Annotated in this window: 22 protein-coding genes; 12 read left to right on the top strand and 10 right to left on the bottom strand. The window is 70.2% G+C overall.

The features are described from left to right. The first annotated feature begins 528 nt into the window (after positions 1-528). The 6 genes from ACFVV1_RS24850 (at position 529) to ACFVV1_RS24825 (ending at position 6995) form a co-directional block, all read left to right on the top strand. A complete protein-coding gene (locus tag ACFVV1_RS24850) occupies positions 529-945 on the top strand; it encodes a hypothetical protein (protein WP_389993037.1) in 417 nt (138 codons plus the stop codon). A 99-nt stretch (positions 946-1044) separates the two neighbouring features. Continuing rightward, the gene (locus ACFVV1_RS24845; protein ID WP_389993035.1) at positions 1045-1611 is read left to right on the top strand and encodes a 2Fe-2S iron-sulfur cluster-binding protein; all 567 of its coding nucleotides are present in this window, start codon (positions 1045-1047) and stop codon (positions 1609-1611) included. Continuing rightward, positions 1608-2594, top strand: coding sequence for an FAD binding domain-containing protein (locus ACFVV1_RS24840; protein WP_389993032.1), 987 nt, complete (start codon positions 1608-1610; stop codon positions 2592-2594). The genes ACFVV1_RS24845 and ACFVV1_RS24840 overlap by 4 nt, the downstream gene beginning before the upstream one ends. Positions 2595-2636: 42 nt before the next feature. Beyond that, positions 2637-4736, top strand: a complete 2100-nt coding sequence (locus tag ACFVV1_RS24835; protein WP_389993029.1) for a xanthine dehydrogenase family protein molybdopterin-binding subunit — start codon at positions 2637-2639, stop codon at positions 4734-4736. 175 nt (positions 4737-4911) lie between these two features. Continuing rightward, positions 4912-5421, top strand: coding sequence for an ATP-binding protein (locus tag ACFVV1_RS24830; protein WP_389993026.1), 510 nt, complete (start codon positions 4912-4914; stop codon positions 5419-5421). A 170-nt stretch (positions 5422-5591) separates the two neighbouring features. Next, a complete protein-coding gene (locus ACFVV1_RS24825) occupies positions 5592-6995 on the top strand; it encodes an NADP-dependent succinic semialdehyde dehydrogenase (protein ID WP_389993024.1) in 1404 nt (467 codons plus the stop codon). A gap of 84 nt (positions 6996-7079) precedes the next feature. Here ACFVV1_RS24825 and ACFVV1_RS24820 read toward each other — a convergent pair whose 3' ends face one another. Together ACFVV1_RS24820 and ACFVV1_RS24815 are read right to left on the bottom strand one after the other, a co-directional pair. Continuing rightward, on the bottom strand, positions 7080-7403 hold the full coding sequence (locus ACFVV1_RS24820; RefSeq protein ID WP_389993021.1) for a plasmid stabilization protein: 324 nt from the start codon (positions 7401-7403) through the stop codon (positions 7080-7082). 143 nt (positions 7404-7546) lie between these two features. Beyond that, entirely contained in the window at positions 7547-8662 is a 1116-nt protein-coding gene (locus tag ACFVV1_RS24815) for a chemotaxis protein (protein ID WP_389993019.1), read from the bottom strand. Between the two features lie 185 nt (positions 8663-8847). Between ACFVV1_RS24815 and ACFVV1_RS24810 the strand changes: the two genes are divergently transcribed. Then, positions 8848-9414 (top strand): hypothetical protein, encoded by a 567-nt coding sequence (locus tag ACFVV1_RS24810; protein ID WP_389993016.1) that lies wholly within the window; start codon positions 8848-8850, stop codon positions 9412-9414. Positions 9415-9708: 294 nt separating this feature from the next. Here the strand turns inward: ACFVV1_RS24810 and ACFVV1_RS24805 are convergent, their stop codons facing one another. After that, entirely contained in the window at positions 9709-10548 is an 840-nt protein-coding gene (locus ACFVV1_RS24805; RefSeq protein ID WP_389993013.1) for an endonuclease I family protein, read from the bottom strand. A gap of 250 nt (positions 10549-10798) precedes the next feature. Here ACFVV1_RS24805 and ACFVV1_RS24800 point away from each other — a divergent pair, with 250 nt between their 5' ends. The 4 genes from ACFVV1_RS24800 to ACFVV1_RS24785 all read left to right on the top strand — a co-directional run bounded on the left by ACFVV1_RS24800 (position 10799) and on the right by ACFVV1_RS24785 (position 14578). Beyond that, positions 10799-11020 (top strand): hypothetical protein, encoded by a 222-nt coding sequence (locus ACFVV1_RS24800; RefSeq protein ID WP_389993010.1) that lies wholly within the window; start codon positions 10799-10801, stop codon positions 11018-11020. 74 nt (positions 11021-11094) lie between these two features. Then, complete coding sequence (locus ACFVV1_RS24795; protein ID WP_389993008.1) at positions 11095-12252, top strand: methyltransferase; 1158 nt, start codon at positions 11095-11097, stop codon at positions 12250-12252. A gap of 102 nt (positions 12253-12354) precedes the next feature. Then, complete coding sequence (locus ACFVV1_RS24790; protein WP_389993006.1) at positions 12355-13533, top strand: acyl-CoA dehydrogenase family protein; 1179 nt, start codon at positions 12355-12357, stop codon at positions 13531-13533. Between the two features lie 184 nt (positions 13534-13717). Then, complete coding sequence (locus ACFVV1_RS24785; RefSeq protein ID WP_389993390.1) at positions 13718-14578, top strand: phosphotransferase; 861 nt, start codon at positions 13718-13720, stop codon at positions 14576-14578. Positions 14579-15059: 481 nt separating this feature from the next. On the opposite strand, the gene ACFVV1_RS24780 is transcribed toward ACFVV1_RS24785, so the two are convergent. Next, the gene (locus tag ACFVV1_RS24780) at positions 15060-15392 is read right to left on the bottom strand and encodes a hypothetical protein (protein WP_389993003.1); all 333 of its coding nucleotides are present in this window, start codon (positions 15390-15392) and stop codon (positions 15060-15062) included. Positions 15393-15705: 313 nt separating this feature from the next. Between ACFVV1_RS24780 and ACFVV1_RS24775 the strand changes: the two genes are divergently transcribed. Next, positions 15706-17427 carry a GAF domain-containing protein gene (locus ACFVV1_RS24775; protein WP_389993000.1) on the top strand — a complete coding sequence of 574 codons (1722 nt, stop codon included), beginning with the start codon at positions 15706-15708 and terminating at the stop codon, positions 17425-17427. Between the two features lie 62 nt (positions 17428-17489). Here the strand turns inward: ACFVV1_RS24775 and ACFVV1_RS24770 are convergent, their stop codons facing one another. From ACFVV1_RS24770 to ACFVV1_RS24745, 6 genes are all read right to left on the bottom strand, one after another. Then, positions 17490-18200, bottom strand: coding sequence for a response regulator (locus ACFVV1_RS24770; protein ID WP_389992998.1), 711 nt, complete (start codon positions 18198-18200; stop codon positions 17490-17492). Positions 18201-18311: 111 nt separating this feature from the next. After that, on the bottom strand, positions 18312-18773 hold the full coding sequence (locus ACFVV1_RS24765) for a Crp/Fnr family transcriptional regulator (RefSeq protein ID WP_389992996.1): 462 nt from the start codon (positions 18771-18773) through the stop codon (positions 18312-18314). A 189-nt stretch (positions 18774-18962) separates the two neighbouring features. Beyond that, on the bottom strand, positions 18963-19694 hold the full coding sequence (locus ACFVV1_RS24760) for a helix-turn-helix domain-containing protein (protein ID WP_389992993.1): 732 nt from the start codon (positions 19692-19694) through the stop codon (positions 18963-18965). Positions 19695-19911: 217 nt separating this feature from the next. Next, complete coding sequence (locus ACFVV1_RS24755; protein ID WP_389993387.1) at positions 19912-20208, bottom strand: universal stress protein; 297 nt, start codon at positions 20206-20208, stop codon at positions 19912-19914. Continuing rightward, complete coding sequence (locus ACFVV1_RS24750) at positions 20160-20399, bottom strand: universal stress protein (protein ID WP_389992990.1); 240 nt, start codon at positions 20397-20399, stop codon at positions 20160-20162. Before ACFVV1_RS24750 ends, ACFVV1_RS24755 begins: the two co-directional genes overlap by 49 nt. A gap of 60 nt (positions 20400-20459) precedes the next feature. Continuing rightward, positions 20460-21461: an Acg family FMN-binding oxidoreductase gene (locus ACFVV1_RS24745; RefSeq protein ID WP_389992987.1), complete on the bottom strand. Its 1002-nt coding sequence runs from the start codon at positions 21459-21461 to the stop codon at positions 20460-20462. Positions 21462-21717: the final 256 nt, after the last annotated feature.

The raw sequence follows: 21717 nt of genomic DNA, 5'->3' as shown, positions 1-21717 counted from the left end.
CGCGGCGGCCACCGGTGCCGCCGCCCTCCTCGGTCCGGCCGTGGCGACGTACACCGCCGTCCTCGCGGCCGACACCGCCGTAACGGCCTGGCACGGAGCACACCGCGAACTTCCTTACGTCTTCGGCGCGTCGGCGGCCGCCGCGGGAATGGCGCTGGTCACGGCCCCCGTACGGGACAACGCGCCGGCCCGGTACGCCGCGGTGCTCGCCGCGGCGGGCGAGAGCCTCGCGAGCCGGGCCGCGGAACGCCGGCTCGGCATGGTGGCCGAGACCTGGGGCCGGGGGAGGGCCGGTGCGCTGCTGTGCTCCGCCCGCGTCCTGACCGCCGCCGGTGCCGTGGGCGCGGCGCTCCTCGGCGGCCGCGGCCGCCCCGCCGCCGTCGCGGCCGGGCTCGCGCTGCTTGCGGGTTCGGCCTGCACACGCTTCGGGATCTTCGCCGCGGGCATCACCTCCGCCGAGGACCCCGTCTACACCGTCGGCCCCCAGCGCGGGGCCGCACCACACAACGCCGAGCGGAAGGAACCGCGATGAACAGCATCAAGGAGAGGAAACCGGAGGAGAGCCTGCACGGACAGGAGGTCTCGGTCGTCATCAGCGGGTGCGACACAGGCGACGCGCGGATGGTCTTCGATGCGCTGCGGGCCGCTTTCACCACCGACCGGGCCTCTGTCGACGTACCGAGGAAGCTCGCGGAGAGGCGCCCCACGGTATGGGTGGCGACCGTCGACGTCACCGAGGAGAGAGTGATCTCGGGACCGGTCGCACTCGGCGCACCCGTGAAGATCGATGTGCAGGGCGGCTACTGGGCGGTCGAACGGCTCCGGCGGAGCCTGGCGCACGCCTTCGACGTACGCGTCGTCGGGACGGTCTCCGGAGACCAGGAGGAAGAGGTACGGCTCCGCCTGGAAAGCCACCGGAGCCACCGGAGCAGCGGGGGCCGATAGGCCGGCCGGCCACCGCCCGGCGACGGAGCAATGAAGCAGGAAGGCAGGGCACGTCTGGTAGAAAACGGATAAAAGGTCACCTCTGAAAGGTGCGAGTGAGTGGACCCCTCTCGCGGGCGGGACGACGGTGCGCGACAGCCGGGAGCAACCGGCGACCGCTCCACGCTGACGCTGCACATCAACGGAACCGAGCAGACCCTGACGCTCGATCACCGCACCACGGTCCTGGACGCCCTGCGCGAACACCTCGACCTCACCGGCGCGAAGAAGGGCTGCGACCACGGACAGTGCGGGGCGTGCACCGTCATCGTCGACGGGCGGCGCGCCAACAGCTGCCTGCTGCTCGCCGTCGCCCACGACGGCGCCCGCATCACCACCGTCGAGGGCCTCGCCGACGGAGACCGGCTCCACCCCGTCCAGGAAGCCTTCCTGGACCGCGATGCGCTGCAGTGCGGCTACTGCACACCCGGCCAGATCTGCTCGGCCGTCGGCATGCTCGGCGAGGCGGCGGACGGCTTCCCGTCCCATGTCACCGCGCGTACCGCGCCCGTATCCACCCCGGTGCCGCTCGACGCCCCCGAGATCCGCGAGCGGATGAGCGGCAACCTGTGCCGCTGCGGCGCCTACCCCCGTATCGTCGAGGCGATCGAGGACGTGGCGCCATGAAACCCTTCTCCTACCTCCGCGCCCGGTCCACCGAGGAAGCGGTCCGGGAAAGCAGCGCCCGCCCCGCCGCCGGATTCCTCGGCGGCGGCACCAACCTCGTCGACCTGATGAAGCTCGGTGTGGAAACCCCCGATCTGCTCATCGACATCAGCCGACTGCCCCTGGACCGGGTGGCCGACACCGACGACGGCGGCCTGCGCATCGGCGCGACCGTACGCAACAGCGACCTGGCCGCCCACCCCGCGGTACGCACCCGCTACCCCGTCCTGTCCCAGGCCCTGCTGTCCGGCGCCTCCGGGCAGCTCCGCAACACCGCCACGACCGGCGGCAACCTGCTGCAGCGCACCCGCTGCCCGTACTTCCAGGACACGTCCAAACCGTGCAACAAACGGGAACACGGCACCGGCTGCCCCGCCCGCGAAGGCGCCCACCGTGACCTCGCCGTGCTCGGCCACTCCGAGCACTGCGTCGCCACTCACCCGTCCGATATGGCCGTCGCCCTGTCCGCCCTCGACGCCACCGTCCACCTGCACGGGGCGGACGGCGAACGGACCGTGCCCGCCGCCGAATTCCACCGTCTGCCGGGTGACACCCCCCACCTGGACACCGAGATCAGGGCGGGCGAACTCATCACCGAGGTGGTCCTTCCGCCGCGCCCCGACGGTGCCGGATCCCTCTACCGCAAGGCCCGCGACCGGGCCTCGTTCGCCTTCGCCCTCGCATCCGTCGCCGCGGTACTGAGCGTCCGCGACGGCCGGATCGAGCATGCTGCGCTGGCCTTCGGAGGGCTCGCCCACCGGCCCTGGCGCGCACACGCCGCGGAAGACGTGCTCCGGGGCGCACCGGCCACCGACGAGACCTTCGCCCGCGCCGTGGACGCCGAACTCACCGCGGCCCGGCCCCTGCGCGACAACGCGTTCAAAGTGGGCCTCGCCCGCAGCCTGGCCGTCGACGCACTGGCCGAACTCGCCGCCGACAGCTGAGCAACCGCAGATACGCCGACCCGCAGACGTGAGGACCCCGTCATGAGCCAGGCCCCTCCACCCCTGGGCACCCCCGTCGTCCGCCGCGAGGGCCGGGACAAGGTCACGGGCACCGCCCGCTACGCCGCCGAGCACACCCCGCCGGGCTGTCTGTACGGCCGGCCCGTCCCCGCCACCATCGCCCGCGGCCGCGTCAGTGCCATCCACACCGACGAGGCGCTGGCCCTGCCGGGCGTGCGTGCCGTCCTCACCCACGAGAACGCCCCGAGGCTGAAGCGGCCCGACGACCCGATCCTCGCCGTCCTCCAGGACGACCGGGTCCCGCACCGGGGCTGGCACATCGCGCTCGTGGTGGCCGACACGCTCGACCAGGCCCGCGCCGGGGCCGAGGCGCTGCGGATCTCCTACGAGCCCACCGGGCACGACGTCCTGCTGACCGAGGACCACCCCGGCCTGTACACCCCGAAGACCGTCAACGGCGACTACCCCACCGTCCGCGAACGCGGCGACGCCGACCGGGCCTTCGCCGCCGCACCCGTCCAGGTCGACGTCACCTACACCCTCGGTGCCCTGCACAACCACCCCATGGAGCCGCACGCCTCCACCGCGCAGTGGACGGACGACGGCAGGCTGACCATCCACGACGCCAGCCAGGGCTCCACCAAGGTCCGCGACAGCCTCGCCACCGCGTTCGGACTCCGCCCGCAGCAGGTCACCGTGGTCTCCGAACACGTCGGCGGCGGCTTCGGCTCCAAGGGCACCCCGCGCCCGCAGGCCGTCCTGGCCGCCATGGCCGCACGCCACACCGGACACCCCGTCAAGATCGCCCTGCCCCGCCGCCAGATGGCCGCCGTGGTCGGCCACCGCGCACCCACCGTGCAGCACGTCCGGCTCGGCGCCGAACTCGACGGCACCCTCACCTCGGTCACCCACGAGGTCATCACCCAGACCTCCACCGTCAAGGAGTTCGTCGAGCAGGCAGCCGTACCGACCCGGGTCATGTACGGATCCGACCACAGCCGTACCGCCCATCGGGTGACCGCCCTGGACGTGCCGAGCCCCTCCTGGATGCGTGCACCGGGCGAGACCCCGGGCCTGTACGCGCTGGAGTCCGCCATGGACGAACTCGCCGCGGCCCTCGGCATGGACCCCGTCGAACTGCGGCTGCGCAACGACCCGGTGAACGAACCCGACTCCGGCCGCCCGTTCAGCAGCCGCGGCCTCGCGGTCTGCCTGGAGAAGGGCGCCGCACGCTTCGGCTGGTACGACCGCGATGCACGCCCCGCGGTCCGCGAAGAGGGACCGCTGCTGCTCGGCACGGGCGTCGCAGCCGCCACGTACCCCGTGTACATCATGGCCTCCAGCGCCTCGGCACACGCGGCACCCGACGGCTCGTACCTCATCCGGGTCAACGCCACCGACATCGGCACCGGCGCCCGCACCGTACTCGCGCAGATCGCCGCCTCCGTGCTGGAAACCCCGGTCGAGAACGTCCGGATCGACATCGGCAACAGCGAACTGCCCGACGCCCCGCTGGCCGGCGGCTCCTCGGGCACGGCCTCCTGGGGCTGGTCCGTGCACAAGGCGTCCACGGACCTCCTGCGGCAACTGCGCGAGCGAACCGGCCCCCTGCCCGCCGGGGGACTGACCGCCTTCGCGGACACCGAACAGGAGACGTCCGCGGAGTCCCCCTACGCCCGGCACGCGTTCGGAGCGCACTTCGCCGAGGTCGCCGTCGACTCCCGCACCGGAGAAGTGCGGGTGCGGCGGATGCTCGGCGTCTTCGCTGCCGGGCGCATCCTCAACCCCCGTACCGCGCGGTCCCAGTTCACCGGCGGAATGACCATGGGGATCGGCATGGCCCTGACCGAGTCCAGCACCATGGACCCCGCCTTCGGCGACTTCACCGAGAGTGACCTGGCCTCCTACCATGTGCCGGTCTGCGCCGACGTACCGGACATCGAGGTGGACTGGATCGACGAGGTCGACCCGCATCTCAACCCGATGGGCAGCAAGGGCATCGGCGAGATCGGCATCGTCGGCGCCGCGGCGGCCGTCGGTAACGCGGTGCGGCACGCCACCGGTGTCCGGTTGCGCAGCCTCCCGATCACCCCGGACACATTGCTGCCGTATCTGCTGTGACCTGGGCGGGATCCTCTCCGTACGGCCGGTCCGCCGACTCCTGTGTTGCGCAACCGGCTCTGCCGAGTCACCCTGTGGAGTGACCCAGAAGTGGCATCTGCTCACTCTTCGTATTCGGGGGGTCGTTGGTTCAATGAGGCGAAGTCAGTGGGCCTCGATGTGAGGAGCCTCGACGATGACCGTTCAACTCGACCGGCACTACTCGGTCGAACTCCAGGTTTCGGCAGAGCGTGTGTGCCAGCTGCGGCGAATAATCGCAGCGCACCTACGCCACTGGAGTCTCGAACTCCACATCCGGCCGGTGTGCCGGGGTGTGGAGGAGCTGCTGACCAATGTCCACCGGCATGTCGGTGACAACAACAACTGTGTCGTCGAACTCCGCTGGTCGGGGCGGCATCTCACGGTCTCCGTCGCCGACAACGGCGCCGAGATGCCGCGGCTGCTCAGCACCGGCGGCGGCGGTCTCAGCCGCGTCATGGCGCTGAGCGACAGCTGGGGTACCTGCCGTACCGCCGAGGGCAAGGTCGTCTGGTTCACCCGGTACGCGAAGGAGCCGCGCACCGTCGAGCTGGTGCCGTCGGCGCCGCTGCCCGGCGTGCTGGAGTTCCGCCGCCCGCCGGCCGCCGTCCCGGAGGCCGTTCCCGAATCCACGGCTGCGTGCGACACCGCCCCCGCTCTCGTCTGAGGCGGGCCACCCGCCCTCGTACCCGCTGAGCGCCTCACCCTCCCGGCGCGGACGGCGTGCACACCGCACGCACGGTCCGCGCCGGTCGGGTATCCGCCCGGCAGGGCCCGCGTTGCGGCACGGCGCACGGCGCGGCACGGTCGAAGTACCGAGGCAAGGAGAGCAGAGCCATGCCCATCGCGACGGTCAACCCCGCGAACGGCGAGACCCTCAGAACGTTCGACGCGCTCGCGGAGGCCGAGATCGAGCAGAAGCTCGACGCCGCCGTGACCGCGTTCCGGCAGTACCGCACCACCGGATTCGGCGAACGGGCCCACCTGCTGAACGCCGCCGCGGGCCACCTCGAAGAGGACCAGCAGGACATCGCGCGCACCATGACCACCGAAATGGGCAAACCCGTCAAGGCGGCCCGCGCGGAGGCCGCCAAATGCGTGAAGGCGATGCGCTGGTACGCGGCCCACGCCGAGGAACTCCTCGCGGACGAGCACCCGTCGGCGGCCGATGTGCGGGACTCCGGCGCGTCCCGGGCCTATGTCCACTATCGCCCGCTGGGCGCCGTCCTCGCCGTGATGCCATGGAACTTCCCGCTCTGGCAGGTCGTCCGGTTCGCCGCCCCCGCGCTGATGGCCGGGAATGTCGGCCTGCTCAAGCACGCGTCCAACGTCCCGCAGACGGCGATGTACCTGGAGGGTCTGTTCCGCCGGGCCGGATACCCGGCGGGATGCTTCCAGACCCTGCTGGTGGGATCCGGAGCGGTCGAGTCGATCCTGCGCGACCGCCGGGTCGCCGCCGCCACCCTCACCGGCAGCGAACCGGCCGGGCGCTCGGTCGCGTCGGTCGCCGGCGACGAGGTGAAGCACACCGTCATGGAACTGGGCGGCAGCGACCCGTACCTCGTCCTGCCGTCCGCGGACGTCGCCAGGGCCGCTCGTACGGCCGTGACCGCCCGGGTGCAGAACAACGGTCAGTCCTGCATCGCCGCCAAACGGTTCCTCGTGCATACGGAGGTGTACGACGAGTTCGCCGAGCGGTTCACCGTGGGCATGCGCGATCTGACCGTCGGCGACCCGCTCCAGGAAGCCACCGATGTCGGCCCCCTCTCCAGCGAACAGGGCCGCACCGACCTGGAGGAGCTGGTGGACGACGCGGTACGGCAGGGTGCGCGCGTGCTGTGCGGCGGCGGCCGGCCCGACGGCCTGGGCCCGGAGCTGGAGCGCGGCTGGTTCTACGCCCCCACCGTCCTCACCGGGATCACGCCCGCCATGCGCATCCACCGCGAGGAGACCTTCGGCCCCGTCGCCACGCTCTACCGGGTCGACGGACTCGACGAAGCCGTGGAACTCGCCAACGACAGCCCCTTCGGCCTCAGCTCCAACGTCTGGACCCGCGACGCGGAGGAGGCCCGCCGCTGTGTGCGCGATCTGGAGGCGGGCGGTGTCTTCTTCAACGGCATGACGGCGTCCCACCCCGCGCTGCCCTTCGGTGGGGTGAAGCGCTCCGGCTACGGACGCGAACTCGCCGGCCACGGCATCCGCGAGTTCTGCAACGCGACCACGGTGTGGTACGGCCCCTAGTCGGGGCCGCAGCCCACACCGTCCTGCCGGGCCGCCGACCGGGCCCGGAGCGGGCTGACACCGCTCCGGGCCCGGTCGGCGGGCTCAGCGGCCGAGCGCTCGTTCCAGCTCGGCCTTCGTCATGTGCGACCGCCCGTGGACGTTCTTCTTCTTCGCCTCTTCGTAGAGCTGCTCGCGCGTCGGACCCCCGGCTCCGCTGTGGGAGCGCAGACCGCCGCGCCGGGAGGACGACATGTCCTCGATGGACGTGCGGCTCGCGGTCCTCGACTCACCGGCGCGGGCGCGCTCCTTGTTGACCGTACGGGCCGCGATCTCCTCGGCCCGGTCCTCGCTGACCCCGCGCTCCTGAGCGCTCTCCTTGATGTGTTCGTACTGCCGTTCCCGTTTGGCGTTGGATCCACGTGGCATGGTGCGATCACTCCTCTCCCTGGGACCTGCCCCGGGGCTCGGCCCGGGGCAGGATCGGGGTTCTCTCCAGTGTCTCAGCGGCCCCGGAGCCCCGCACGCCTGTCTCGTACCCGGTGCGGCGAACGGCGGGCTGCCCGGCCCGCTCAGTAGCGCAGGGCCGCCGCGATGCGGCCGTGTTCCGTGAGCGCGTCGTCCGCGAGGAAGACCACGTCGGCGCCGCTGTCCAGGGCCGCCTCGACGAGCTCGTCGACGATGTCCTCACGGACCGAGCTGTCCGTGAGGTCCGCGGCTTCGCCGCTCACCGGTTCGAGGTGCTCGTCCGCCACCCGCACCGTCTGCTGGAAGTGCTCCTCCACCGCGACCAGTCCGGCGCGTCCCTCCCGTACCGCGGCCCACACCTCGTCGAGGCCACCGGCGAAGGCACGGCGGCCACGCGCCTCGTCCAGCCTGCCGTCGATCTCCGCGGCGAACCGCTGCCGCCGCTCGTCGAGCGCGGGCCGGAGCTCCTTCAGCAGGTCGCCCGGCGTCATGTCGGCCGGCACACCCTTGGCGACCCGGCCCACGGCCGACTTGGGGCTCTCCCCGACCTCGTCCAGAAGGGCGAGCGCGGGCGCGAGGCCGACCAGGTACAGCGGGCGCGGGTCCTCGGCCAGTACCGTGCGCAGCTTCTCGTCCACCGTGCGAAGGAAGTTGCGCGTCTCCTCGTCGGTGAAGGTGCTCGGGGTGTCGCCGATCCGCTCCTCGCGCTGCGGGTTGGGCGCCTCCCGCGGAGCCGTCAGCGGGAACCCGCCGGTCCGCTCCTCGTTCAGGCCGTCCTGCGTGCCGCTCCACAGGACGGCGTGCTCGGCCGACACGGTGAGCGCCCAGAACGGCTGGGCCTGAGCCTTCGCGGCGACCAGATTGCGGGTCAGATACGTGTCGCTGAGCACCACCCGATCGGGCGCGGTACGGGGAATCTGCCAGATCTGGTGCTCGTCGGCGGTGACGAGGACGACCAGGGCGTCCAGGGTCCGGCGCGGGTCCAGCTCGGTGACCGCCCGGTCGAGCTGCTCCTTGACGGCGTTCCCGGCCTCGCGGGTGACGGCGGGGTCCGCTTCCAGCCGGCTGACGGCCTTGGCCACCAGGTTGCGCAGCCGTACGGCGTCCTGGGCGTTGTCCGGAGCGCGGCGGTGCGTCGGCATGGTCAGGGACAGGGCCGGATAGGGCCTGGCCGCCCGCAGTTCCTTCAACAGGCCGGTGGTCAGGGCGTCCGTGTCCATCGTTCTCTCCCAGGGGCTGGTATCCGCTCCCGAGTGAAGCGGGTGAATTCAACGAGTTAATTCATACCGTTTGAACCTAATATGGGCGAGTTGTTGGTTATTGGTCCGAGGCGGCCCTGTGGCTCCTCGGCTCTCCCCCTGTCCCTTACGCCCTTCCGGCGAACTTCCGAACAGACGGAGTGTCCGTGAACCCGACCAGCCCCTTGCGCCACGCCTTCGGCGGCCGCGCAGTCCGTATTCCGGCCCTCGCCGTGCTGGCCGCGTTGATCGTCGCCGGTACCGCCGCCTGCGGCGGGTCCGGGACCACCTCGCCGGGCACGGCCAGGAGCACCCGTACGGTGTCCCCGGAACCGGCCCTGACCCGGTCCGCGAGCTCGACCCCGCGTACCCAGCAGGAGTTCGCCGCCTCGGTCGCCGCCGCCGCCGAGCGCGACCGGCAGAAGGCCGCCAAGCAGCTCGAAGGCGTCCGGGGTCAGGGCAACGCGGTCAAGGACGTCTCGGTGACGGGGCTGCCGGTCGAGAAGTCCGAGCAGTTCCGCAGCGCCCTCGTCCGGGTCACCAACCGCACGGACAAGGTGGCCTTCTACGCCGTGAAGGTGGAGTTCGCCGACTCCTCCGGCAAGGTGCTCGACTCCGTGGTGCTCGGCTTCGCGGACGTCCCGCCCGGCCGGACCGTCGGTCAGCACGCCAACAGCCGCAAGGCGGCCGGAGTCAAGACGTTCCCCCGGATCGTCCAGGCCGAGCGCGGCTGACGGCCGGGTCCGCGACCGCGGGAGACCGGTCCGTGGTGCCGGATCCGTGGCAGGCGGCCGACATCGGCACGGTGGTCCGTGCGATGCTGCGCGGCGGACGCGGCCGGCTCGCGGCAGGCGGCGTGCGCACCGCCGTGGACCCGGCGGACCGCCTCGTCCTGCTCCCCGGCCACGGGGAGCAGGACGAACGCGCGGCCCTTCGGCCGTTCGCCTCCCGTGAGGAGGCCGACCTGGTGCGCGAGCGGCCCGGCCGGCTGAAACGGCGGGGAGGAGCCTGCTCGCGGCCGGGCCCGTCTACCAGATCGACTCGACCCATTCCGGGTGATCGATGAACGGGTTCCGGTTGTGCTGGTACTTGTCGAATATGACGTCGTTGCGCCGCTTCTCGAAGCTGTCCGGCGGGTCCTCCTGGCTCCACGCCTTCAGCACCGAGAGGCGGCCGATGTACGGTGCGGAGCCGTTGGACACCCTGTCGTTGGGTTCGAGGTCGGGGAAGGCGTCGTCGCCCTCGTAGCGCACCGCCATGTACAGGATCATGCGGGCCACATCGCCCTTGACCGCGTCGCGCGGTTCGAAGGAATCGCTGTCGGTGTAGTTGCCCGGTGCGCCGCTGACCGCGCTGCCGCCGTTGTCGAAGTCCTTGTTGCCGCGGATGGAATTGACGGTGACATCCGCCGGGCGCAGGTGGTGGATGTCGGTGCCGGGGCCGGTGGCGGTACCGAAGTCGCCGTGGGACTTGGCCCAGACGTGTTCGCGGTTCCACTGGCCGACCGAGCCGCCGTTGTCGCTCTTGGGCTCGGAGCGCCCGGTGTAGAGGAGGATCACGTTCGAGGAGTTGGCGGGGTCCTGGTCCGTGTCCTTGAGGGCGTCCCAGACCTGGCTGTAGGAGATCTTGGTCTGGCTGCTGATGATCGTGTGCAGTGCGCTCTTGAGCGCGGTTCCGGACTTGCCGAGCGCGCCCTCGTAGTACGTGTCGTCGAGGGTCCGGAGCGGTGTCGCGGCGACCGGCGCGGCCCCGGGTGCGGCGGCCCGGGGTGTGGCGGCCGGTGCGGCGGCCGCGGTGCCGGCGAGTACCGCGAACGCGGCCAGGGTCGCCAGTAAGGGGCGCCGGTAGTGCAGGTGACGACGGGACATGTGGGGTGTCCTCTCCGAAAATGTGGGCACCACGAAGCCGTCGCAGGGTGGGGGCGGCGCCGCGGTGGTCGTGTGGTAGGTGGTCAGCGGGAGCCTTCCACACGCACCGTGCCTACGGTGTGAACGCTGTGTACCTATCATGTGCAGGTCAAGTGAGGGCTGGTCCGTGGCGCCGGGAGCGGATCGCCCAGGCATCGGATGCGGCGGGCCGGGCGCGGGGCGAGAATGACCGAAAGGACGAGGAGGCGGCATGAGTGACGAGCCCGAATCCGTATCCGCAGCCCCAGGAGTCACTCCCACGCTGCGGGGAGTGACTCCCGACAGCCTCTTGCACACCGGCGGGAGCGACCATCCGTCGGCAGAGGACCTGGTACTCGCCTCCGGGCGGGACCTGACCCCGAAGAATCTTCAGTGGGCGGAGCGCAGGCTCGCCCAGGAGGGCCGGTCCGCGATCGACAAGGCACTGCCGTAGTCCGTGGCCGGGCGGTCCGGGCGGCGCGGGGAGTGTGTGGGTACTCCCCGCGGCTCGGCTAGCCTGGGTGCACAATGAACCGTTTGACGACGTCAGGGGCCGGGTACGACCTGGCCCGCTTCCCCGAGGACCCGCGCGACCCGTTCCGCGCCTGGGACGCTGCCGATGAGTATCTGCTGCGGTGGCTGGAGGGGACCGACGGGTCGGAACCGGTCGGCCTGTCGGGCGCCGTGGTCGTGGTGGGCGACCGCTGGGGCGCCCTGAGCACCGTGCTGGCCGCGCACCGCCCCGTGCAGATCACCGACTCCTACCTGGCGCAGCGCGCCACCCGGACGAACCTGGAACGCAACGGCGCGGCCGCGGACGCCGTACGCCTCCTGTCGGCCAGGGACACCCCGCCGGACCGGATCGACGTCCTGCTGGTGCGCGTCCCCAAGAGCCTCGCGCTCCTGGAGGACCAGCTCCACCGGCTCGCGCCGGCCGTCCACGCGGGCACCGTCGTCATCGGCAGCGGCATGGTCAAGGAGATCCACACCTCCACCCTCAAGCTCTTCGAGCGGATCATCGGCCCGACCCGCACCTCCCTCGCGGTCAAGAAGGCCCGGCTCATCTTCTGCACCCCGGACCCGGCCCTGCCCCGTACACCCAGTCCCTGGCCGTACCGCTACGACCTGCCCGAGGACGTCGGTCCGGTCTCCGGCCTGACCGTCACCAACCACGCCGGGATCTTCTGCGCCGAGCGCCTCGATGTCGGCACCCGCTTCTTCCTCGGCCATCTCCCCTCGCGCACCGGCCCCGACCGGATCGTCGACCTCGGCTGCGGAAACGGCGTCGTCGGACTGTCCGCCGCGCTCGCCAACCCCGAAGCGGCGGTCACCTTCATCGACGAGTCGTACCAGGCGGTCGCCTCCGCCGAGGAGACCTTCCGGGCCAACACCGGCCCGGACGCCACAGCCGAGTTCGTGGTCGGCGACGGGCTGACACAGCTGCCGCCCGCCAGTGTGGATCTGGTCCTCAACAACCCGCCGTTCCACTCCCACCAGGCCACCACCGACGCGACGGCCCGCACCATGTTCCACACGGCGCGTGCCGCACTGCGGCCGGGCGGTGAGCTGTGGGTCGTCGGCAACCGGCACCTCGGCTACCACACCCAGCTGCGCCGGACCTTCGGCAACTGCACCACGGTCGCGGGCAACCCGAAGTTCGTCGTCCTGCGCGCCGTCAAGCGCTGACGCCCGCCGGAGGCGCCCCGGCCCTTCCGGATTCTTGCAACACGTTCTACTGTGTGCGCCGCCGCACACGGGCGACGCGACCGCGAGACTCCTGGAGGGGCCGTGCACCTCGAATACACGCCTGAACAGCAGCAGTTGCGCGCCGAACTGCGTACGTACTTCGCCGGGCTGGTCCCCGACAACGCCTACGCGCGCCACGCCGACCCCGCCGTACAGAAACGCTTCTACCGGGAGACGATCCGGCGCCTGGGCATCGACGGCTGGCTCGGCGTCGGCTGGCCGACGGAGTACGGCGGCCGCGGACTGTCCCCGATGGAACAGTTCATCTTCTTCGACGAGGCCGCCCAGGCGGGTGTACCGCTGCCGCTGATGGCCCTCAACACCGTCGGTCCGACGATCATGCAGTTCGGCACCGAGGAACAGAAGGCCTACTTCCTGCCGAAGGTCCTCGCCGGCGAGATCGACTTCGCGATCGGCTACAGCGAACCCGACGCGGGCACGGACCTCGCCGCGCTCAAGACCCGTGCCGTACGCGACGGTGACGACTACGTCGTGAACGGGCAGAAGATCTGGACCACCAACGGCGACACCGCGGACTGGGTCTGGCTCGCCGTCCGCACCGATCCGGAGGCGCCCCCGCACAAGGGCATCACCATGCTGCTCGTCCCGACGAGCGACCCCGGCTACTCCTGCACCCTGATCAACACCCTCGCCTCGCACGACACCACCGCCAGCTACTACGAGAACATCCGCGTCCCCGTCTCGCGCCGCGTCGGCGACGAGAACAAGGGCTGGCGGCTGATCACCAATCAGCTCAACCACGAACGCGTCACCCTCGCCGCCCACGGCACCATGGCCGTCCGCGCCCTGCACAACGTCCAGCGCTGGGCGGCGGACACCGCGCTCGCCGACGGCCGCCGCGTCATCGACCTCGGCTGGGTCCGCACCCTTCTCGCCCGCACCCACACCAGGCTCGACGCCATGAAGCTCCTCAACTGGCAGATGGTGTCCGCGGTCCAGAACGGAACCCTCACCCCGCAGGACGCGTCCGCCGTCAAGGTCTACGGCTCCGAGGCCCGCCGCGACGCCTACGCCTGGCTGATGGAGGTCGTCGGCTCGGCCGGACCGCTCAAGGAAGGATCGGCGGGCGTCGTACTGCACGGCGAACTCGAACGCGGATACCGGTCCGCCGTCATCTTCACCTTCGGCGGCGGCAACAATGAGATCCAACGGGAAATCATCTCGTGGATCGGCCTGGGGATGCCGCGCGTACGGCGGTGAACGCATGTGACCACAGACGATAGTTGTCACATACGGCAGATAGTTGGCACCCAAACTCTGTTGGGGCGAGTGGGCGAGTGGGCGAGTGGGCGAGTGGGCGAGTGTGCCGAGCCACGATAGTTGGCACCTGGCCACGCTGGTTGGCATCGCCCTCGCTCATCTATGCCAAGATTCGAGGGTGGATATGACCGACGTCACGCGTGCGATCGCGGCTGCGACTTCGGTCGCCGCATCGCTCGACCTGCCAGCCAACGATGCAATCGTTCTCCACAACTCGAACAAGCTGGCACTGCGGCTGACGCCATGCGACGTCTTTGCCCGGGTCGCCCCTGTGGGACAAGAGGTTGCACAGTTCGAAGTCGATCTCGCTCAGCGGCTCACCGAGGTCGGATGCCCGGTGTGTCCCTTGGAGCCTCGGGCGGACCCGCGTGTGTACACGCGCGATGGCTTCGCAGTGACGCTGTGGACCTACTACGAGCCCGTGACACCTCACACCTCACCAGTCGACTACGCCAAGGCGCTGGAGCAGCTGCACGCCGGCATGCGCAAGGTCGATGTGCCGAGCCCGAGGTTCACGGACCGGATCACGGAGGCGGAAGAAGTTGTCGCCGACCCGGATCGCTCGCCGGAGCTCACCGACGCGGACCGCGTGTTCCTCAGCGGCAGGCTAGCAAGCCTGCGACGAGCGATCGACGACCGCGGCGCCGTGGAGCAGCTGCTCCACGGCGAGCCGCATCCAGGCAATGTGCTCAGCACGAAGAACGGCCCGTTGTTCATCGACCTTGAGACGTGCTGCCGTGGACCCGTCGAGTTCGATCTCGCCCATGTTCCCGAGGCGGTCTGCGAGCACTACCCAAGCGTTGACCAAGGGCTGCTGGACGAGTGTCGGCAGCTCGTTATCGCGATGGTCGCCGCGTGGCGTTGGGAGCTTGGCGACCAGTTTCCGAATGGGAGGCGATTCGGAGAGGAATTCCTGCGCTTGCTGCGCGAGGGTCCTCCTTGGCCGACACTCGACACAGTGACCAGGCGACTGGATGGTCTGTAGAAATCGCCGAAGGTCACGTGAAAGCGGCAAGGAACCAAGCGACGAGACTGTCGCCGTTGCAACCCCATGCGCGCCGGCCTCGCTGCCGCGCTGAACCATGGCGCCGGTGCCAACAAACGTGGCAATTCATTACAGATGTCAAGAATCTTGGCCAGACGGTGCCAACTAGCGTGGCCAGGCTGTTGGGAGCCCCAGGTCGCACAGCCCGATTAGTGCCAACTATCGTGGCCCGGCACAGCGAGTGGGCGAGTGGGCGGTGTCGGCCGTCGCAGCCGCTGAGGCTTACTGCTTACTCTGGAAACTATGCCCACGGGGCTTGACCCGGAGGACACGGGCTACGCGGCGTTGGACCGAAGCCGCATAAGACGTGTTCAGGATTCTGGGTCGAGGCCCCCCGCCAGGGGAGCCATGCCGTGAGTGTGACCACGAAGCCCACGAGCCAAGTGGCTTTCCTCGAAGCACACTTCGAAGCCTCGATCTGTCAGTTGCACGCGGAGGCGTCGGCGGCACGGCGGCCCCGGCCGTGGTACGCGCCCTGGAGCTGCGCTCCTTCCTGGCCCTGGCCGAGGAGCAGGTCGCCCGTGTGTGCGACCGCGTCCACTCCGCCACTTCCGCTGACATGGATGGGCTCTTCTCCAGGGACCTGCGGATGGACGTCCAGTGGATGGAGGCGGTGCTCGGCGTCCTCCACGAATACGCCTACGCCCAGCGCCTCCACTGCCCGCTCGGCCTGCATCTCCTGCATGAGCGCGAACGCCGTATTGACGATGATCACCGCCATGATCGCCACAGCCACCACAGCCACCACAGCCACCACAGCCACCACAGCAATCCCGGCCACCCACGCCAGGCCGGCCTCGCCCACAGCAGCAGCGCCAGCGGATGCGCGAGCTGTCGCGCCAGCTCCCTGGGCCACCCCTGTGTCGGTGACCGCCCGGCCGTCGCAGCGCGGTCCCGGGCCCGGCTTCCTCTCTGCGATTCTGCGTCACCGCTCCGGGCCTCGCCGCCCGGCCCGCATGGGCGTATGGCCTCCACCCGGGTCGCTTCCACCAGGTGCTTCTCGGCGCGCGGCCACTAACGTGGAGGTGTGGCCGGCCCCGGGATGTGCGGGGTGAGACGGAGGCACCGTGGACGACAACGGAACTGAACACTGCGGCGAGGAGCGCCGTCGGCTGAGCACGTTGCCGGAGGACCTCCAGGGGCGCCTCGACACCGTGAAGCGCGGTCCTGCCGAGGCGGCCCTCCTGTTGGACGCCGTCATGTCAGTGGGCAGAGGGCTCGACCTGCCCCAGGTGCTGCACCGCATCGTCGAGGCTGCGGCCATTGTGGTCGATGCCGAGTACGGAGCTCTGGGAGTCGTTGGCGAGGGAACCCGGCTCACGCAGTTCCTGCCGGTGGGCATCACGCGGAAGCAGCGCGAGGCCATCGGCCCACTGCCCGAAGGGCACGGCATCCTTGGCGAGCTGATCCGCCATCCCGAGCCGTTGCGGCTCGCGGAAATCTCCGAGCATCCGTCGTCCTACGGGTTTCCGTCGAACCATCCCCGGATGCACTCGTTCCTGGGCGTTCCCATCCGGGTCCGCGACAAGGTGTTCGGCAACCTGTATCTCACCGAGAAACGGGGCGGTCGCGAATTCGATGCCGAGGACGAGACCGTGCTCTCGACACTCGCGGTGGCAGCGGGAGTCGCCATCGAGAACGCCCGTCTGTATGCGCAGACGCGCGACCGCCAACGCTGGCAGGAAGCCAACAGCGAGATCGTCGCGGGCCTCCTGAGCGGAGAGGACGACACACACATCCTGCACATGATCGTCGATTACTCCTCGCGTATTCTCGGCGCGGATCTCGGCGTCCTGGCACTTCCCGCCGACGCTGAGGGAAAGTCCCTCCGTGTGGTACTGGCATCGGGCGTGGACGCCGAGATGCATCGCGGTCTGATCCTGCCACGTGAGGGATCGTTCGTCGGCGCGGCTCTCGACGCGGGCGAACCGATTACCAGCCTGGATGTCGCACACGACCCCAGGATCACCGAAGGCCCCCCGAGGTGGCCCGGGCTCGGCCCGGCTGTCGCGGTCCCGATGGTGACGGGGGAGCGGACCCGTGGGGTACTGCTGCTGGCCCGGGTACGGGAGGGTCCCGCCTTCACCGATGCGGAGACCGCGCCCCTGCTGGCGTTCGCCGGACAGGCAGCTCTGGCGATGGAGCTCACCGAACGGCGCGAGTCCGCCGAGCAGATCGCCCTGCTGGAGGAACGCGACCGCATCGCCAGGGATCTGCACGACCTGGCCATTCAGCGGCTGTTCGCCACCGGGATGACGCTGCAGAGCGTGGTGCGGCTCGTGGAACAGCCACAGGCGAGCGAGCAGCTGTTGCGCGCGGTGGACGATCTGGACGAGACCATCAAGATCATCCGGTCTACCATCTTCGGACTCCGCGCCCGTGACTCGGGCCGGGCCGGCCAGGGGCTGCGCGCCCGGACGGCGATCACGGTCGAGCAGGCCGCACGGACCCTGGGCTTCCAGCCGTCCCTGCGGATGGGCGGGCTGATCGATACGGATGTGCCGGGCGAGACCGCCGAGCAGGTGATCGCGGTCCTCGGCGAGGCGCTGAGCAACGTCGCCCGCCATGCACGGGCGACGGCGGTGGACATCTCGCTGGTGGTGGGAAAAGGAGAGGTGAACCTGGTCGTGTCCGACAACGGAGTGGGCATGCCCGAGCCCGGCGGTTCCCGAAGCGGGCTCGACAACCTCGCGCGGCGCGCCGCGAGACTCGGCGGCGAGATGAACGTGGGGGCGTCCGCGCAGGGCGGCACCCGGCTGAGCTGGCGGGTGCCGCTGCGGCTCTCCTGATGTCGCACGGTGTCTTGCGGGGTGCTTCGAGGGGCGCCGTACGGTTTCGAGGGGCCGTGCGGTCAGAGCTGATGGTGCCCGGCACCGGGCGGGGAGGATTCCGTGGCGTGCGCGGCGATCACGGCAGCCTGGATGCGGCGCTCGACGCCGAGCTTGGCCAGCAGCCGGGAGATGTGGTTCTTGACCGTTTTCTCCGACAGATAGAGGCGCTTGCCGATCTGGCTGTTGGTCAGTCCTTCACCGATCAGCGCGAGGACGTCCTTCTCCCGCGGGGACAGCCCCGACAGCGCGTCCTCCTCCTCGGGGCCGGTGCCGAATTCCTCCTCGCGCAGGCTGTTCATCAGCCGTGCCGTGGTCGACGGGTCGAGGGTCGAGCGCCCGGAAGCCAGTGTGCGGACGGCGGTGACGAGGTCCGCACCCTTGATCTCCTTGAGTACGTAGCCGGCCGCGCCGGCCATGATGGCGTCGAGCAGCGCTTCGTCGTCGTCGAACGAGGTGAGCATGAGACAGGCCAGTTCAGGCATCCGCGAGCGCAGCTCACGGCAGACCGTGATCCCGTCGCCGTCCGGCAGTCGCACGTCGAGAATCGCGACGTCGGGGCGGAGCGCCGGGCCGCGGGCCAGTGCGTGATCGGCTGTGCCGGCATCGCCGACGACCTGGATGTCGGGTTCCGCGTCGAGCAGATCCTGCACGCCGCGCCTGACGACCTCGTGGTCGTCCAGCAGGAACACGCGGATCGGTTTCTGCGCCGAGAACCCTGTCTCGTCGCTCATGGTGGCCCTCCTCGCCGTCGACGGGCTGCGCAGTCCCAGTCCCGCCCCGTTCATAGTGGGTTCGCGCAGGAGGAACTCACCAGGGCCGAACGGTCCCATGCCCCGGACCGTTCAGGCCTCAGAGGCGTCGGCCCCGGGGCCGCACAGCTGCAGCAGCCTTTTCCGTGTTCCGTACAGTCGCTCCGCCACTGTCTCGGCGACGTACTTGTAGACCGCCCGGCCCAGCACCGCATCGGCCTCGCACAGCGAGCGGACGGCCGCGGCATCGAATTCCACGGCCTGCCCCGCCTGGATCACGTGCGCACCCAGGTGCCACACGTGCGGGGAGAACAGCCAGGACCAGCCCAGCAGATCGTCCTGTCCCAGCGTCTCGATGACCGCCGCACGGCGCCCGGGCACGTGGAGGTCGACCTCGACCCGTCCGGAGCGGATGACCCAGAAGCGGTCGGCCCTTCTGCCTTCCTCGAAGAGCCGTGCGTCGAGGACCAGCGGCACTTCCTGGGCCGCCCCGTCCAACAAGCGGGCCCGGCTCTCGGGCGGGATCACGTCGAGCAGACTCCTGGCCGTTGACATGGAACCTCCGTTCCTGGCTGACGGTATGCACCCGACCGCCTGCTCCGAACGATATGCGTGCTTTCGGAGAGGCGCTCGGCGCTGCCGCGTGGTGCCATACGGAATACACGGCGGGCCGGTACGCCGCATGCCGTGGATCAGAACCTGCGACATCGTGCGCCTGGGCCCTGCGGTAGACCGTTCGCGGCGTCACGTCGAGGGATCTCGGGGTTCACCACCAGTCGGAGCAGCGTGGCTGTCGAGCACGCGAATACGGCGCCCGGTCATGCGGGTGGGCGTGATGGTCATCCATACCTTCCGTGGACCTCCCGCCCACGGAGTGGTGTAGGCGAGTTCGTCCAGCCTGCGCGAGGCTTCGGGATCGGTGACGGTTGCTGCCGTACCGGCGAGCAGCACGCTCCACCCTTGGCTCAGCGCTTCGTCGATGTGATCGACCTCGAAGGCCACCGGGTGGTCCGCTGCGGTGGCGGGCAGCGTGTCGGGAGCACAGCGATAGGAGATCCGGTCACCATCCACGACGTAGTTGACCGGCAGGATGGCTGGTCCGTCGTCCGTCGTCACACCGATCCGGCCCACTCCGTGGGTGGACAACAGCCGGCGGCACTCCTGGGGGCCGAGTTCGAGCAGTTGGGTGTGATAGCCGGCGCGGCCGATGCCCGGGGGCAGTTCTGTTGTGCTGCCGGTCAGCTCGGCCACCGTGGTCTCCAGCGCCTGGGCCAGCCGCAGCAGAAACCCGATGCCGGGTGTGGCCTGCTGCTCCTCGACGTACTGGACGTATCCGGGCGCCGATCCGGCCCGCTCGGCCACTTCCTCACGGCTGAGCCCGAGCTGCTCGCGGCGCATCAGCACCCGGCGGCCCAGGTCTCCCGGCGGGAATGCGTCCGGCTTGCTGTCCGATGAGTGGCTTTCTCCGTGCACCATGCTCCACACATCCTTCATGGGTCCGGGTCCGGGGCCGTCCGGCAGCCGGGCCGGTCACTGTTCTGCGTGCCCTTCTTCCACTCCATCGTGTGCCACGGGGACGCACGGCGCTTGGGCCGACCGGCCTGGTCCTGCGACCCGCTCAGCCCATGCCGCGGACCGCACGGGGTGTAGCAGGACGGTGGCACGCGCTCCTGCCCACAGGCTTTGCGATGCACTACGGGCAAGGGCCGGTGCAGAAGGGGAATGAGGCCGGATCACGACTGAAGAAGTGCCCCCTGGAGAAGGCCAAGGACATGGCGCGTTCAGCACCCGTGGGCTGCCGATCCGCGCCTCGGATCGCATCCAGGAGCATCCCGGTGATCCGGCCCCGGCCGTGCGATCCGACGACGACCAGGGCTGCCTCATGGCTCTCGCGCACCAGTGCGTTCACCGGGTTTTCGGGCTGCACGTCGGCGACCATGCTCACCTCCGCATGGAGGCGTTGCGCACGTTCCTGCGCGGACGCGACCAGATGCTCGGCGAGGACCTGCTCGGCCGGACGCTCGGTGTCGAAGGCGGGAGCATGCCTTCGTAGCGCTCCCACAGCGACGCGTGGATGACGCGCAGGGGAAGCCGTGAGCGTGCCGCTTCCGCCGCTGCCCAGTCCAGGGCACGGAGACTGCCCTCCGATCCGTCCACTCCGACAACTATCGGGAGCTGCATCGCTCCCACCGCCTTTTCTGTTCGGGTGGCTGCCTGTCTCGATGCATACGGCGCGAGTTTCTACGGTTCGATGGTCAGTACCCGGTCCAGGGGACGTCGCGGTGTACGTGGGCCGCTCGGCCCGTATCCCAGACGGATGATCATCTGCGGGTGTCCCGTGCCGTAGACCGGGTCACGCAGGATCCACCGCAGGTCCGCCCATTCGAGTGGCTGGGTCGCGAACGAGGTGGACACCTGGTGGAGCGTGGCGGTGAGCAGGACGCGTTCCAGGGCCTGACCGGCGTGCAGCCAGTCCGTGGGGCGGTCGCCCGGGGTGCTCAGCAGGGCCAGTTGGGGCCGGTTCTCGAACAGGACACGGGCTCGGCCGGGTATGACCCGGGTGCCCGCGAAGTCGCGGGTGGTGGCGTGTTCGGAGGCGTCGCGGGGGCCGAAGGCGTACTCGGGGATTCCGTCGACGGGCGCCTCGGTCTGCGTGTTCCGGGTCCAGTGCTCCTGCTCCGCCTCCCGTGCCGGGTCCCCGCGGTCGTATCCCTCGGCGTCCCGGATCAGTTCGAGCACGGTCTCCAGATGGACGGGGGTCAGGAACGCGAAGTCCGCGCCCTCGGTACGGGCCGCGTCGGCGAGGTCTGCGCGGACGTCTTCGGGGACCATCCGTTCGTCGAACGGGTAGCGGCTGGTGTGCCGGTCCCGGATCGCGGGGTGGAGAGCGGCGAGCGCTTCGTCCGCGGATTCCCGCGGAACGTGGGGGCGGACGCCGAGACGGACGGTGGCCAGTACGGCCGGGTCCGACGGTTCGGGTAGCAGCGTGGTGACCGCCTCCAGGCCGTGGTGGGCGGCGGACACCCGCAGATTCAGCAGGGCCGCGCCGCAGCCCACGTGCAGTGCGCGGGTGGCAGGGTCGGCCTCCGGCATGGCGCGCTCGAAGTCCGCCCGGAGCGTGAGGGTGCGGCCGGCGCGGGTGTAGCGGAACTGCCAGGGCTGGGCGTTGTGCATCGACGGGGCGGCGGTGGCATCGGCGACGAGGTCGGCCAGTGTGGTGTCGTCGAGCGCTCTGGTGAGCATCGTGGTCTCCCGGGGATTCGGGAATGGTCGATGGCTTCAGCATGAAGCGGATTGTCGCCCTGCACGTATGGGCCGTTCGTCCCTCGCTGGGATCCGGATGGCCCCTCGGCAGGGCCACATCCGTTCCCTGGCCAGGCGGATGCCGGACCATCGAGGTCTAGCTAGAAGATTGCTGAAATTCTCGGGTTCTGGCCCCGGCTCGGTGGAGTCGGGGCCAGTCTTGTAGGCATGCAGGGGGAATGGGCTGGGGAGATGG

Origin of the sequence: Streptomyces sp. NPDC058092 (assembly GCF_042884935.1) — a bacterium.
Taxonomy (GTDB): Bacteria; Actinomycetota; Actinomycetes; order Streptomycetales; family Streptomycetaceae; genus Streptomyces.
Note: the sequence above shows the minus strand (reverse complement) of the source record. Positions and strands in the feature narration are given on the sequence as shown.

Excerpts from the sequence above, each read along its gene's own strand:
- ACFVV1_RS24850 (WP_389993037.1), top strand. The coding sequence starts at position 529 with ATGAACAGCATCAAGGAGAGGAAACCGGAGGAGAGCCTGCACGGACAG.
- ACFVV1_RS24840 (WP_389993032.1), top strand. The coding sequence starts at position 1,608 with ATGAAACCCTTCTCCTACCTCCGCGCCCGGTCCACCGAGGAAGCGGTC.
- ACFVV1_RS24835 (WP_389993029.1), top strand. The coding sequence starts at position 2,637 with ATGAGCCAGGCCCCTCCACCCCTGGGCACCCCCGTCGTCCGCCGCGAG.
- ACFVV1_RS24830 (WP_389993026.1), top strand. The coding sequence starts at position 4,912 with ATGACCGTTCAACTCGACCGGCACTACTCGGTCGAACTCCAGGTTTCG.
- ACFVV1_RS24825 (WP_389993024.1), top strand. The coding sequence starts at position 5,592 with ATGCCCATCGCGACGGTCAACCCCGCGAACGGCGAGACCCTCAGAACG.
- ACFVV1_RS24820 (WP_389993021.1), bottom strand. The coding sequence starts at position 7,403 with ATGCCACGTGGATCCAACGCCAAACGGGAACGGCAGTACGAACACATC.
- ACFVV1_RS24815 (WP_389993019.1), bottom strand. The coding sequence starts at position 8,662 with ATGGACACGGACGCCCTGACCACCGGCCTGTTGAAGGAACTGCGGGCG.
- ACFVV1_RS24805 (WP_389993013.1), bottom strand. The coding sequence starts at position 10,548 with ATGTCCCGTCGTCACCTGCACTACCGGCGCCCCTTACTGGCGACCCTG.
- ACFVV1_RS24800 (WP_389993010.1), top strand. The coding sequence starts at position 10,799 with ATGAGTGACGAGCCCGAATCCGTATCCGCAGCCCCAGGAGTCACTCCC.
- ACFVV1_RS24795 (WP_389993008.1), top strand. The coding sequence starts at position 11,095 with ATGAACCGTTTGACGACGTCAGGGGCCGGGTACGACCTGGCCCGCTTC.
- ACFVV1_RS24785 (WP_389993390.1), top strand. The coding sequence starts at position 13,718 with ATGACCGACGTCACGCGTGCGATCGCGGCTGCGACTTCGGTCGCCGCA.
- ACFVV1_RS24770 (WP_389992998.1), bottom strand. The coding sequence starts at position 18,200 with ATGAGCGACGAGACAGGGTTCTCGGCGCAGAAACCGATCCGCGTGTTC.
- ACFVV1_RS24765 (WP_389992996.1), bottom strand. The coding sequence starts at position 18,773 with ATGTCAACGGCCAGGAGTCTGCTCGACGTGATCCCGCCCGAGAGCCGG.
- ACFVV1_RS24760 (WP_389992993.1), bottom strand. The coding sequence starts at position 19,694 with ATGGTGCACGGAGAAAGCCACTCATCGGACAGCAAGCCGGACGCATTC.
- ACFVV1_RS24750 (WP_389992990.1), bottom strand. The coding sequence starts at position 20,399 with ATGCAGCTCCCGATAGTTGTCGGAGTGGACGGATCGGAGGGCAGTCTC.
- ACFVV1_RS24745 (WP_389992987.1), bottom strand. The coding sequence starts at position 21,461 with ATGCTCACCAGAGCGCTCGACGACACCACACTGGCCGACCTCGTCGCC.